Consider the following 12,647-nt stretch of genomic DNA (forward strand, 5'->3'; position numbering starts at 1 on the left):
TAGAAATGAGTAATCCAGAACGGGAAGTCACTGATATAGCAGAAATACTGGCTATTCTCAGTAAACACGAAGTGTGTCGGATAGGGTTTAACGACAATCTCTGCCCGTATGTTGTCCCCGTAAATTTTGGCTACGAGTATCAGAACGGACGCTGGATATTTTATTTTCACGGCGCACGCACCGGGAAAAAGATGCGTCTGTTACGTAAGAACCCGGCAGTATGCATTGAAATGGACGGCGACCATGCATTACTACGTGCCGATGACCCCTGTGATTATAGCTACGCCTACACCAGCGTTTTCGCCACCGGACTGGCATCGATATTGCAAACACGCGAGGAGATGCGCTACGGCCTGGACGTCATTATGCGCCAGACCGATCCGGGAAAAACCTTCAGTTATCGGGAAGATATGATGAAAGCGGTTTGCGTGGTGCGTATCGAATGCGACACCCTCACCTGCCGCCGACACCTGGCGACTCAGAGCGAATAAGTCTGATATCACACGCGCCTTATCCGGCCTGGAGGCGATTTACAGGCCTGATAAGCGCAGCGCCGTTAATACAAAAAAGGAGCCGTAAGGCTCCTTTTTCTTTCGTATCACCCATCAGGCGTTTTTCAATACTTCGCTAACGATTTCAACGGCTTCTTTCTCAATCTGCTTGCGATGTTCTTCCCCCAGGAAGCTTTCGCAATAGATCTTGTAAGCGTCTTCCGTACCGGATGGACGCGCGGCGAACCAGCCGTTATCGGTCATTACCTTCAGGCCGCCAATCGATGCGCCATTACCCGGCGCTGCGGTAAGACGCGCGGTAATCGGGTCGCCTGCCAGCGTGCTGGCGCTGACCATTTCCGGAGACAGTTTAGACAATGCCGCTTTCTGGGCCGAGGTCGCTGCCGCCTGCAGACGGTTATAGCTCGGCGCGCCAAAACGCGCTGCCAGTTCATTGTAATGCTCTTGCGGGTTTTTCCCGGTAACGGCGGTGATTTCCGCCGCCAGCAGGCACATGATGATACCGTCTTTATCGGTAGACCACGGCGTACCGTCGAAACGCAGGAACGAAGCGCCCGCGCTCTCTTCCCCGCCGAAACCAAAGCTGCCGTCGAACAAACCGTCAACAAACCATTTGAAGCCAACCGGCACTTCCACCAGCTTGCGTCCCAAATCATTCACCACGCGGTCAATCATCGCGGAAGAGACCAGCGTTTTACCGACAGCCACGTCTTTGCCCCACAGCGGACGATGCTGGAACAGATAGTTAATGGCGACCGCCAGATAATGGTTCGGGTTCATCAGCCCTGCAGGTGTCACAATGCCATGACGGTCGTAGTCCGGGTCGTTAGCGAAGGCCAGGTCAAACTTGTCACGCAGCGCCAGCAAACCCGCCATCGCGCATTCGGAGGAGCAATCCATGCGGATCGCGCCGTCTTTATCCAGATGCATAAAGCGGAAGGTTTGATCAACCTGATCGTTGACTAACGTCAGGTTAAGCTTGTAATGCTCTGCGATACGTTTCCAGTATTCAATACCGGAGCCGCCCAGCGGATCAACGCCCAGCGTCAGACCGGCTTTCTGAATCGCCGCCATATCAACGATATCCGCCAGCCCTTCGACAAACGGCTGTACCAGATCTACCGCTTTAACGTGGCCCGAGGCCATTGCCGCATCCAGAGAGATGCGCTTAACGCCTTGCAGGCCATCCGCCAGCAGCGCATTGGCGCGATCTTCTACCACTTTAGTGACGTTGGTGTCCGCCGGGCCGCCATTGGGCGGATTATATTTAATACCGCCATCTTCCGGCGGGTTGTGCGACGGCGTAATGACAATACCATCAGCCAGCGGGCCGCCTTTTTTGTTATGGACCAGGATAGCATTTGACACGGCAGGCGTTGGCGTGAAGCCATTATTTTCCTGCACGATAACGTCTACGCCGTTTGCCGCCAGCACTTCCAGCACGGAAATGAAGGCCGGTTCCGAGAGCGCATGGGTGTCTTTCCCCACATAGCAGGGGCCGGTAATGCCATTCTTCGCCCGCTCTTCAGCAATCGCCTGGGCGATCGCCAGAATATGCGGTTCGTTGAAACTGTGACGACCTGCGCTACCGCGATGGCCGGAAGTGCCAAATTTCACGGCATGTTCTGCATTCCCTGCCTCCGGTTTCAGTACATAATACTGCGCCGTCAGTTGGGCGACGTTAATCAAATCACTCTGTTGCGCGGGTTGTCCTGCGCGGTTGTGGATTGCCATTGCCTGGTCCTTCTAATGCAAGGATTAAATTGTTCCGCAAACCTTTTCAATCAATTCCGCCGGGAATTGCATTGACTGCATGATGTGTTCGATCATGCTGCATTTACGGCCGGTGTTGGTGTTGGTGATCACCCAGTACGGCGTGCCGGGAACGTGCTTAGGTTTAGTTTGATTCCCATTTTTCAGCAGCGTTTGTTCATCCGCCGCAAAATAGACGCGCGTGCGGCCATGCAACGACTCCGTCGCCTCCGCAAACGCGTGGTGATCCAGTGAATAGAGTGTAGTCAGAATCAGCATAAAGCGGTTGACCGCTTTTTTCTGCTCGGCATATTCGTCAGACAACAGCAGCTCACGCATCGCGCGAACTTTGTCTTTTACCGGGTTGACCGGTTTCGCTTCGGCAACGGGTTGCGCCGCAGGCGTCCCCTTCACCGCTGAAGCCGTTGGCTGTGTCGTGGCGGAAAACTTCAACATACGCCGTAAAATGTCGGATGCGCTCTCGCCGATATGCTTGGTGTGGCTGGCAATATAGCTATAGAGTTCATCATCAACTTCAATCGTTTTCATCTTAATCCAGTGCGATGTCTTTGCTGAATACAAGTCATTGGGATTATAGGAACAAATCCCAACAGCGGATAGCGTTAAGCCCGGCTGACAAAAAAACTCGGAGTAAACCTTAGAGGTTGCAGCCCAGTGGCAGAATGGTCAACATAATACCCTAACCCGACAGAGCGAAAAAAAGAACTTTGCCATGAAATTAAACATCCGAGCGCAATCTGCACAAAACCTGCACAATAATTCCCCCATCGTTCTCGTTCATGGTCTGTTTGGCAGCCTGGACAACCTCGGCGTACTGGCGCGCGATCTGGTGACCGATCACGACATTATTCAGGTCGATATGCGCAATCATGGTTTATCGCCGCGCGATCCGGTCATGGATTATCCGGCAATGGCCCAGGATCTTCTGGATACGCTTGACGCGCAGCAGATTGAAAAAGCGACGTTTATTGGTCATTCCATGGGCGGAAAAGCGGTAATGGCGCTGACGGCGCTGGCGCCCGATCGCATCGATCGTCTGGTCGCGATTGATATCGCCCCCGTGGATTATCACGTTCGCCGCCACGATCGCATTTTCGCGGCCATTAACGCCGTCAGCGAATCCGACGCGACATCCCGCCAACAGGCGGCAGGGATTATGCGCCAGCACCTCAACGAAGAAGGCGTGATCCAGTTTCTGTTAAAATCCTGGGCTGAAGGCGAATGGCGTTTTAATGTTCCGGTATTATGGGAGCAGTATCCGCATATCGTCGGCTGGGAAACCATTCCGCCCTGGGAATATCCGGCGCTGTTTATTCCAGGCGGTAACTCGCCGTACGTGACCGAAGCGTACCGCGACGCGCTGCTGGCGCAATTCCCTCTGGCGCGCGCGCATGTGATCGCCGGCGCGGGCCACTGGGTACATGCTGAAAAACCAGAGGCGGTTCTGCGCGCCATCCGCCGTTATCTGCACGATAAACGCTAACTGATTAAAAACTCATCGCCTGTGCGCGATTACGCGCGCGGGCGTTGGCGTCGCTTCCTCGCTGATGTATGATGGCGCGCTATCCATCCGGGCATAAGCCTGGCTGATTGTTTCCCCCGAAGTCACCAAAATCATGGCCAAAGAACAAACGGACCGTACGACATTAGATCTGTTCGCGCACGAGCGTCGCCCGGGACGACCTAAAACGAATCCGCTTTCGCGCGATGAACAGTTACGCATCAACAAGCGCAACCAGTTAAAACGCGACAAAGTTCGTGGCCTCAAGCGTGTCGAATTAAAACTCAACGCACAAGCGGTTGACGCGCTGAATGAGCTGGCCGAAGCGCGCAACATTAGCCGCAGCGAGCTCATTGAAGAAATATTAATGAAGCAGCTTATGGCGCTGCGCGGCCAGGGTTTAGTCTGAAAATAAGTTTTGTTTCATATTTCGTGTAGCAGAGCGTGCAGTCCCGCGTGATTGCTGTTTCCGCATATCTGCCTGTTCTGCTATGATTGCCCTTATCCGTGGGCAATTCGCCACCACCATTTCAATAAGTTTCAAGAGGTTATTTTACTCATGGCAATCACTGGCATCTTTTTCGGCAGCGACACCGGTAATACCGAAAATATCGCAAAAATGATTCAAAAACAGCTTGGTAAAGACGTTGCCGATGTGCATGACATTGCAAAAAGCAGTAAAGAAGACCTGGAAGGGTATGACATTCTGCTGCTGGGCATCCCAACCTGGTACTATGGCGAAGCGCAATGTGACTGGGATGACTTCTTCCCGACTCTCGAAGAGATTGACTTTAACGGTAAGCTGGTGGCGCTGTTTGGCTGTGGCGATCAGGAAGACTACGCGGAATACTTCTGTGATGCGCTGGGCACGATTCGCGACATTATTGAGCCGCGCGGCGCCACGATTGTGGGTCACTGGCCAACCGCAGGCTATCATTTTGAAGCCTCTAAAGGTCTGGCTGACGACGATCATTTTGTCGGCCTGGCGATTGACGAAGACCGTCAGCCTGAACTGACCGCCGAGCGTGTTGAAAAATGGGTTAAGCAAGTTTCAGCTGAATTGCACCTCGACGACATCCTCAACGCCTAATCTTATGCGGCGCAGCGTTATATCTGCGCCGCATCAATAGACAAGACCAATCAAAATAATTGCTACAAATTTGTAACTTTCGCACCCATCCCTGTACAATGTCCGGGTGTAATCAGGTGGCGCCAGAATTTGCAGGCAAAACCACAGTTTTATTAACATCTGCGAGAGACTTGCGGTTTTCATTTCGGCATGGCAGTCCTATAATGATACGCATTATCTTGAGTGCAATTTCTGTCACTTCTCTAATGAAGTGAATCGTTTAGCAACAGGACAGATTCCGCATGACTGACAACAATACCGCATTAAAGAAGGCTGGCCTGAAAGTAACGCTTCCTCGTTTAAAAATTCTGGAAGTTCTTCAGGAACCAGATAACCATCACGTCAGTGCGGAAGATTTATACAAACGCCTGATCGACATGGGTGAAGAAATCGGTCTGGCAACCGTATACCGTGTGCTGAACCAGTTTGACGATGCCGGTATCGTGACCCGCCATAATTTTGAAGGCGGTAAATCCGTTTTTGAACTGACGCAACAGCATCATCACGACCATCTTATCTGCCTTGACTGCGGAAAAGTGATTGAATTTAGTGATGACTCTATTGAAGCGCGCCAGCGTGAAATTGCGGCGAAACACGGTATTCGTTTAACTAATCACAGCCTCTATCTTTACGGCCACTGCGCTGAAGGCGACTGCCGCGAAGACGAGCACGCGCACGATGACGCGACTAAATAAGTGTAAATCTTTCGAAGAGCCAACCGCCCGGTTGGCTTTTTTATATCCTCCTCTTTCCTGCCGCTTGATGTTGATTTAATGTAAAAAACGCTATCGCATCTCAGGAGAGCAGGAATGGAGCTTCGCCAGTTACGCTATTTCGTGCGTATTATTGAAACCGGCAGTATGGGCAGCGCCGCACAGGATCTTGATATTGGCGTTTCAGCATTAAGTCAACAGATGTCCCGTCTGGAAAACGAGCTCGCCATCCGTCTGCTGCAGCGCACCTCGCGCGGCGTAACGCCAACCAACGCCGGGCTGGCCTTTTATTCACAGGCGCAACTCGCCCTGCGTCATGCTGACGACGCGATTCTCGCCGCCAGAGAAGCGCGCCTTTCTGGTCATGTGAGCGTAGGAATGGCCCCCAGTACCGCCTCCATACTGGGTATACCGTTTATCCATGCCATGCAGGAAAACTATGCCGATGTCCGACTGCATGTGGTGGAAAGCTTGTCCGGTAATCTGGAAAGAATGATCAATACCCGCCAGATTGATTTAGCCGTTGTCTTTCAAAAAGATAAAATCCTGCGCTGGAGCGCCAGACCGATCCTTGAAGAACAGCTTTTTCTGATTGGCTCCCATGCCCTGCTGGCGGCGCTTCCTGATAACCCGATCACACCTGAACAACTGGCAGGCATTCCGCTCATTATGCCAAGCCAGGGACACGGGCTGCGCGGCAGGCTGGACGCTGTCTGCCAGGAACATGCGCTTAACGTTGAAATCGTCGCGGAAATTGACGGCCTGGCGTTGTTGATGCGCGCCGTGCGCGACGGTCTTGGCGCCACGTTGCAGCCCGGCGCGGCGATTTCTCATCTGGATAACGACGCGCTACGCGTGATCGGCGTCCATAATCCGGTACTCAGCCGCCCCAATTTTTTAGTCAGCCTGTCGGATGATGAACTGACGCCCGCCGGCCTTGCAGCCAGAGTAGTCCTTACCAAAGTTATGCGTCAGTTAGTCGACGCCGGTGAATGGCCAGGCGCAACCCTTTACGCTTACTAAACCCCTGTTTAGCGCTACCTGATAGCGCGCCGCTTATTTATCCGTATACATTTCAATTACAAATTTAACAAATAGTTAAATGGTACGGGAGTATAAGATGGTTGATGTACTGGTGATAGGCGGAGGCAATGCCGCATTATGCGCCGCCCTGACCGCACGGGAAGCGGGCGCATCGGTTCTGCTGCTGGAGGCTGCCCCGCGGGAATGGCGCGGCGGAAATTCTCAGCACACACGAAACCTGCGCTGTATGCATGATGCGCCGCAGGATGTGCTGGTAGAAAGCTATCCTGAAGAGGAATTCTGGCAGGATCTGTGGCGAGTCACCGACGGCAACACCAACGAGGCGCTGGCGCGGCTGGTCATTCGCACCTCTTCGCAATGCCGCGACTGGATGCGCAAACATGGCGTTAACTTTCAACCGCCACTGTCTGGGGCGCTCCACGTTGCGCGCACCAATGCGTTTTTTATGGGCGGCGGGAAAGCGCTCGTCAATGCCTATTACCGTAGCGCCGAACGGCTGGGCGTACAGATTCGCTATAACACGCCGGTTCACGCGCTTGAACTTCATGACGGCGAATTCGTGGCAGCGCTGGCGGGTAGCGAACGTATTACCGCCAAAGCCTGCGTATTAGCGGCTGGCGGTTTCGAATCAAACCGTGAATGGCTGCGGGAAGCCTGGGGAGAAAACGCCCGCGGCGAATGGCCCGCGGATAATTTCCTGATTCGCGGCACGCGTTTTAACCAGGGCGTATTACTCAAATTTATGATGGATGCCGGCGCGGATATCATTGGCGATCCGTCCCAGTCGCACTGCGTAGCGATTGATGCCAGGGCGCCGCTGTACGACGGCGGTATTTGTACTCGCGTGGATTGCGTATCGCTGGGTATTGTCGTGAATCGCGACGCCGAACGTTTTTATGATGAAGGCGAAGATTTCTGGCCGAAGCGTTACGCCATTTGGGGGCGGCTGGTGGCTCAACAGCCAGGACAAATTGGCTATTCGATTATTGACAGCAAAGCCATCGGCCACTTTATGCCGCCGGTTTTTCCTGGCGCGCAGGCCAATACGCTGGCAGAACTGGCCTGCCAGTTGGGGCTGGACGCGGAAAAATTTACCCATACCGTCACGCAGTATAACCAGGCCTGCCAACCCGGTCATTTTGATCATACCTTGCTTGATGACTGCGCCACCAAAAACCTGACGCCGGCGAAAACCCACTGGGCGCGCCCGCTTGATGCGCCGCCCTACTACGGTTATGCGCTGCGACCCGGCATCACGTTTACCTACCTGGGCCTGAAAGTTAACGAACGTGCCGCGGTGCATTTTGCCGGTCATCCAAGCCGCAACCTGTTTGTTGCCGGCGAGATGATGGCAGGAAATGTTCTGGGCAAGGGGTATACCGCAGGCGTAGGCATGTCTATCGGCACAACCTTTGGCCGCATTGCGGGAATAGAAGCCGCCCGCGCGGCGCACAAGGAGGCGCAGCATGAAACAGCTTGAAAAATTAATCATTGAGGCCACCGTGCTTACCGAACCGGAAGCCGAGGTCGAACGCGTCATGCAAGTGTGTAACGCATGTCGCTACTGCGAAGGTTTTTGCGCGGTATTTCCGGCGATGACCCAGCGGCTCGAATTCGGTAAAGCCGATATTCATTATCTGGCGAATTTATGTCATAACTGCGGTGCCTGCCTGCACGCGTGCCAGTACGCGCCACCCCATGAATTTGCCATTAACGTGCCGAAAGCGATGGCGCAAGCCCGCCTGGAGACGTATCAACAGTATGCCCAGCCCGCCGCTTTTGGCGCGTTATACCGCCGGGCGGGGATCACCGTCGCGCTGGCGCTGATAGTCGGTCTGACGCTCTTTTTATTACTGGCGATGGCGCTGAAAGGGTCGCTGATTCATCCACCGCTGGCCGGTGACTTCTATCAAATTTTTCCGCATAGCCTGCTGGCATGGATGTTTGGCTCAGTTTTTGTGCTGGCAATCGGTTTGCTTATGGCGGGCGTAATTCGCTTCTGGCGTGAGATCTCGCCGGGCGTACCGCGTTCGGCGGAGATTGCGGAAGCGTCGCACAATGCGTTAACGCTGAAATATCTCGACGGCGGTCACGGCAAAGGTTGTAACGAAGCGGACGATGCGTTCACGCTGCTGCGCCGTCGCTTTCATCACTTTACCTTCTACGGTTTTATGCTCTGTTTTGCCGCCACGGTCGTGGCGACGGGCTATCACTATGTCGCCGGTTGGGAAGCGCCCTACCCGTTTTTTAGCCTGCCGGTCATGCTCGGCACTCTGGGCGGTATCGGTCTGCTTATCGGCCCGGCCGGGCTACTGTGGCTCAATCTGCGGCGGTCGCCGTTACATGGCGATGCGCGCCAGAAACCCATGGATCGCAGCTTTATTCTGCTGCTGTTCTTAACCAGTCTTACCGGGCTGGCGCTGCTGGCAGGCAGAGACACCAGCGGAATGGGCATACTGCTGGCGCTCCATTTAGGCGTGGTGATGGCGCTCTTTCTCACCCTTCCCTACGGAAAATTCGCCCACGGATTTTTCCGCTGCGCGGCCTTACTCAAATGGGCAATTGAGAAGCGACGCGGAAAACATGCGGGGGATACAGGCAACTGACCCGCAACATCTTACCCATAAAACAATAAAGACAGTGGAGAGCAAACCCTATGGCACAACACACACCTGCAACATCGCGCGCCGGCACGTTCGGCGCAATACTGCGCGTGACAAGCGGCAATTTTCTTGAACAGTTTGATTTTTTCTTGTTCGGATTTTACGCCACCTATATCGCCAGAACGTTTTTTCCGGCGGAAAGCGAATTTGCCTCATTAATGTTGACCTTTGCCGTCTTTGGCTCCGGTTTTTTAATGCGCCCCGTCGGCGCGATTGTGCTTGGCGCCTATATTGACAGAATCGGACGTCGTAAAGGGCTGATGGTGACGCTGGCGATTATGGGCTGCGGTACGTTGCTCATCGCCCTCGTCCCCGGCTACCAAACGATCGGCCTGGCAGCGCCTGCGTTGGTGCTGTTGGGCCGGTTATTACAAGGATTTTCTGCGGGCGTTGAGTTAGGCGGCGTCTCGGTCTATCTGTCCGAAATCGCAACGCCAGGCAATAAAGGGTTTTATACCAGTTGGCAATCCGCCAGTCAGCAGGTCGCGATTGTTGTCGCCGCGTTGATTGGTTATAGCCTGAATATCACGCTGGGACACGACGCGATATCGGAGTGGGGCTGGCGAATTCCGTTCTTTATCGGCTGTATGATCATTCCGCTGATATTTGTTTTACGTCGTTCATTACAAGAAACAGAAGCGTTTTTACAACGCAAGCATCGCCCCGACACCAGGGAAATTTTTGCAACTATCGCCAAAAACTGGCGCATTATTACGGCCGGAACGCTGCTGGTGGCGATGACCACCACAACGTTTTATTTTATCACCGTTTATACGCCGACCTATGGCAGAACCGTGCTTAATCTCAGCGCGCGGGACAGTTTGATCGTTACCATGTTGGTGGGGGTGTCCAATTTTATCTGGTTACCCATTGGCGGCGCGATTTCCGACCGGATTGGCCGTCGCGCCGTGTTAATGGGCATTACGTTGCTGGCGCTAATCACCACCTGGCCAGTCATGCAGTGGCTGACCGCCGCGCCCGACTTTACCCGCATGACGCTGGTACTGCTGTGGTTCTCTTTCTTTTTTGGCATGTATAACGGCGCAATGGTCGCGGCGTTAACCGAAGTGATGCCAGTCTATGTGCGTACCGTTGGTTTCTCACTGGCCTTTAGCCTGGCGACAGCGATTTTTGGCGGCCTGACGCCGGCCATCTCTACCGCGCTGGTAAAGTTAACCGGCGATAAAAGCTCGCCCGGCTGGTGGCTGATGTGCGCGGCGTTATGTGGACTTGCCGCGACGGCGATGCTGTTTGTACGTCTGAGTCGCGGCTATATCGCGGCAGAAAATAAAGCCTGAAAAAACCACGGGCGGAAAACATTCGCCCGTGGGTGGCAAAGCAGGGTTTTATTGCACGTTATTATGACTGCGAATTTCCTGCCAGACCTTATCGCAGTCAGCCTTGACCGCCTGATCGTTACCCGTGCGCGTCGCCTGAATGCACTGCTGATAGTCCAGTACCCGCACACTTTCTTCGTTAGCAAATTGCTGATGTTTGCGCTCTTTTTTAAGGACATTCAGTACGCTTTGGCAGGCCTCTATCTTCTCAGGCGAGCCCTGTGCGGTATTGATACAGGCGCTGTACGCCTCTTTCAGCCGGCTATCTTCTTCCGGCGCGGGTGATGACGCACAGGCCGTCAAACCGGCGGTCATGCTGGCGATGAGTAAAATTTTTTTCATAGGTCGTTCCTCAACAGCGCGGCAGACCGGCAGCCTGCCGCATCTGACATCAGAAAATAGTGAATGGCGCAATAACAATAAATTTCACGTCACGCTCATCCTGGAAGATGTTGCCGTAACCACCGCCCCAGCTTGGAATATTGGAGTGGTTGTCATATTCGGTGAAGTGCAGTTTGAACATGGTGCCTTTGGCACGCCCCTCCTGCAGGGTATAAACCGCATCCAGACTGTATGAGGACTCTTCGATAGTGCGGTTTTTGTCGTAGTAAGCATCCGGGTTACTTTGCCAGGTTGCCGGTTTAGCATCCCAGGCGTAAACATAAGACGCGCCCACAGCCCAGCCCGGCAGATTCCAGTTTTTCAGGTCATACATCGCGCCGAAGAAAACCGCCTTTTCACCGTTAGCGTTAAAGTCGGAGCGGTTATCCCACCAGATATCCAGACGACCGTTTGAAGAGGCGTAGGTTGGCGTCATACGTTGCAGAAAATAGCCCTGCTGACCGTCCGCTTTCACCCAGGTGCCTTCCAGACGCAGGTCAACCACTTCCGCGACTTTGTAGCCGAAGGTCAACGCCTGCAGCCAGGCCGTACCGTCGTAAATATCATTCACGCTGCGATCGTCTACTTTGTCGCGCGCGCCGTAGAACTGGTAACTGGTGGTGAACGGATTGCCGCCTAAATCAAATTTATAGCTGGCCTTCGCGAAATATTGATCGACATAGCCTTCGGACTGACCAAACGCCGCTTCCAGCACCAGATCATTTTTGAAGTCGTACTTCGCGCCGATGGAGTGGAGATAATCCACATTGGTTTTTTTATCCGCCTGATAAAACTTATCCATTTCGGTATGCCACGGCGCTTTATATTCGTTAGTCCACATGTAGGAAAAACTTAACGCGCCCGCATCGCCATAGTCAAAACTGGCGCCGGCTTCCGCACCCTGATAGGTACCTGGCATAAAACTCCAGTGCGGCGCTAACAGCGTCTGACCGGTAGGCTGAATATAACCGGCGCGCGCCCAGACCGGGCCATATTTAAATTTCGCGGCGGCTTTATAAAGACTGATACCACTCTTATCGCCGGAATAGTCTTCGTCGTAGCCTTTATTCTTTTTCGAGAAGGCAATTTCGTTTGGATGACCGCTGTCGCCGTTTTCTGCCATTTCAATCGCGGTAAACGCTGCGATATCCAGACCGAACATATCCGCAGCGTAACCAGACTGAAAATCCAGGTTAGCGTTCCAGGTCGCATGAGAAAGGTTAGTTTTATATTTGTCGCCGTCGGTCACATCTTTGCGATCGCGTTCACGCTGCCAATAATAGATGCCGCCCGTTAACGTGGAGTCGTCGAAAAAGCCGGAGGCTTGCGCCTGCGGAACAACGATCCACCCCGACATTGCTGTGATACCGGCGATAGCCAGAGCCAGCGTACTACGTTTGCCACTAAACGTACGCATAAGTTAATCCTCTTTGACGTATAAATTGCTGCCGACAAAAGCGAACAGCGAAAAAATAAAAATAAAAAGTAGCGCTGAGAAACCTCATTTACTACGTTAAATAGACTATTTTTCGCGATGCGAATTATCAATCTCTTTCTGTAACCAGTATGTAATAATATGAGCAACCGCACATAT

The 12,647-nt window shown here is 53.3% G+C and carries 13 protein-coding genes and 1 pseudogene; 10 read left to right on the forward strand and 4 right to left on the reverse strand.

Going from position 1 to position 12,647, the window contains the following annotated elements; translation table 11 throughout:
• Positions 1-5 precede the first annotated feature (5 nt).
• A complete protein-coding gene (locus tag LCS67_RS15350; protein WP_000070057.1) occupies positions 6-491 on the forward strand; it encodes a pyridoxamine 5'-phosphate oxidase family protein in 486 nt (161 codons plus the stop codon).
• A gap of 114 nt (positions 492-605) precedes the next feature.
• Here the strand turns inward: LCS67_RS15350 and pgm are convergent, their stop codons facing one another.
• Positions 606-2,246, reverse strand: coding sequence for a phosphoglucomutase (alpha-D-glucose-1,6-bisphosphate-dependent) (gene pgm, locus LCS67_RS15355; RefSeq protein WP_000974372.1), 1,641 nt, complete (start codon positions 2,244-2,246; stop codon positions 606-608).
• 24 nt (positions 2,247-2,270) lie between these two features.
• Positions 2,271-2,813 (reverse strand): replication initiation negative regulator SeqA, encoded by a 543-nt coding sequence (gene seqA, locus LCS67_RS15360; protein ID WP_000848395.1) that lies wholly within the window; start codon positions 2,811-2,813, stop codon positions 2,271-2,273.
• A gap of 184 nt (positions 2,814-2,997) precedes the next feature.
• Between seqA and ybfF the strand changes: the two genes are divergently transcribed.
• The 9 genes and pseudogenes from ybfF (at position 2,998) to tcuC (ending at position 10,633) form a co-directional block, all read left to right on the forward strand.
• Entirely contained in the window at positions 2,998-3,768 is a 771-nt protein-coding gene (ybfF, locus tag LCS67_RS15365) for an esterase (RefSeq protein ID WP_000773249.1), read from the forward strand.
• A gap of 133 nt (positions 3,769-3,901) precedes the next feature.
• Positions 3,902-4,195 (forward strand): LexA regulated protein, encoded by a 294-nt coding sequence (gene ybfE, locus LCS67_RS15370; protein ID WP_001040939.1) that lies wholly within the window; start codon positions 3,902-3,904, stop codon positions 4,193-4,195.
• A 150-nt stretch (positions 4,196-4,345) separates the two neighbouring features.
• Positions 4,346-4,876: a flavodoxin FldA gene (gene fldA / locus LCS67_RS15375; protein WP_001018621.1), complete on the forward strand. Its 531-nt coding sequence runs from the start codon at positions 4,346-4,348 to the stop codon at positions 4,874-4,876.
• A gap of 203 nt (positions 4,877-5,079) precedes the next feature.
• Positions 5,080-5,165 (forward strand): annotated as a pseudogene (locus LCS67_RS15380) (ryhB-regulated fur leader peptide).
• Complete coding sequence (gene fur, locus LCS67_RS15385; protein WP_000131699.1) at positions 5,158-5,610, forward strand: ferric iron uptake transcriptional regulator; 453 nt, start codon at positions 5,158-5,160, stop codon at positions 5,608-5,610. The pseudogene LCS67_RS15380 and the gene fur overlap by 8 nt, the downstream one beginning before the upstream one ends.
• Positions 5,611-5,724: 114 nt before the next feature.
• Positions 5,725-6,651 (forward strand): tricarballylate utilization LysR family transcriptional regulator TcuR, encoded by a 927-nt coding sequence (tcuR, locus tag LCS67_RS15390; RefSeq protein ID WP_000423371.1) that lies wholly within the window; start codon positions 5,725-5,727, stop codon positions 6,649-6,651.
• Positions 6,652-6,748: 97 nt separating this feature from the next.
• Complete coding sequence (tcuA, locus tag LCS67_RS15395; RefSeq protein WP_000228705.1) at positions 6,749-8,152, forward strand: FAD-dependent tricarballylate dehydrogenase TcuA; 1,404 nt, start codon at positions 6,749-6,751, stop codon at positions 8,150-8,152.
• The gene (tcuB, locus tag LCS67_RS15400; protein ID WP_000811136.1) at positions 8,139-9,278 is read left to right on the forward strand and encodes a tricarballylate utilization protein TcuB; all 1,140 of its coding nucleotides are present in this window, start codon (positions 8,139-8,141) and stop codon (positions 9,276-9,278) included. Before tcuA ends, tcuB begins: the two co-directional genes overlap by 14 nt.
• Positions 9,279-9,328: 50 nt before the next feature.
• Positions 9,329-10,633: a tricarballylate/proton symporter TcuC gene (gene tcuC, locus LCS67_RS15405; protein ID WP_000057014.1), complete on the forward strand. Its 1,305-nt coding sequence runs from the start codon at positions 9,329-9,331 to the stop codon at positions 10,631-10,633.
• Between the two features lie 48 nt (positions 10,634-10,681).
• On the opposite strand, the gene chiQ is transcribed toward tcuC, so the two are convergent.
• Together chiQ and chiP are read right to left on the reverse strand one after the other, a co-directional pair.
• Positions 10,682-11,014, reverse strand: coding sequence for a ChiQ/YbfN family lipoprotein (gene chiQ, locus LCS67_RS15410; protein ID WP_000722260.1), 333 nt, complete (start codon positions 11,012-11,014; stop codon positions 10,682-10,684).
• A gap of 49 nt (positions 11,015-11,063) precedes the next feature.
• Positions 11,064-12,470, reverse strand: coding sequence for a chitoporin ChiP (gene chiP / locus LCS67_RS15415; protein ID WP_001258803.1), 1,407 nt, complete (start codon positions 12,468-12,470; stop codon positions 11,064-11,066).
• Between the last annotated feature and the right edge of the window lie 177 nt (positions 12,471-12,647).

The organism is Salmonella sp. A7, from assembly GCF_020181675.1.
Classification (GTDB): Bacteria; Pseudomonadota; Gammaproteobacteria; order Enterobacterales; family Enterobacteriaceae; genus Salmonella; species Salmonella enterica.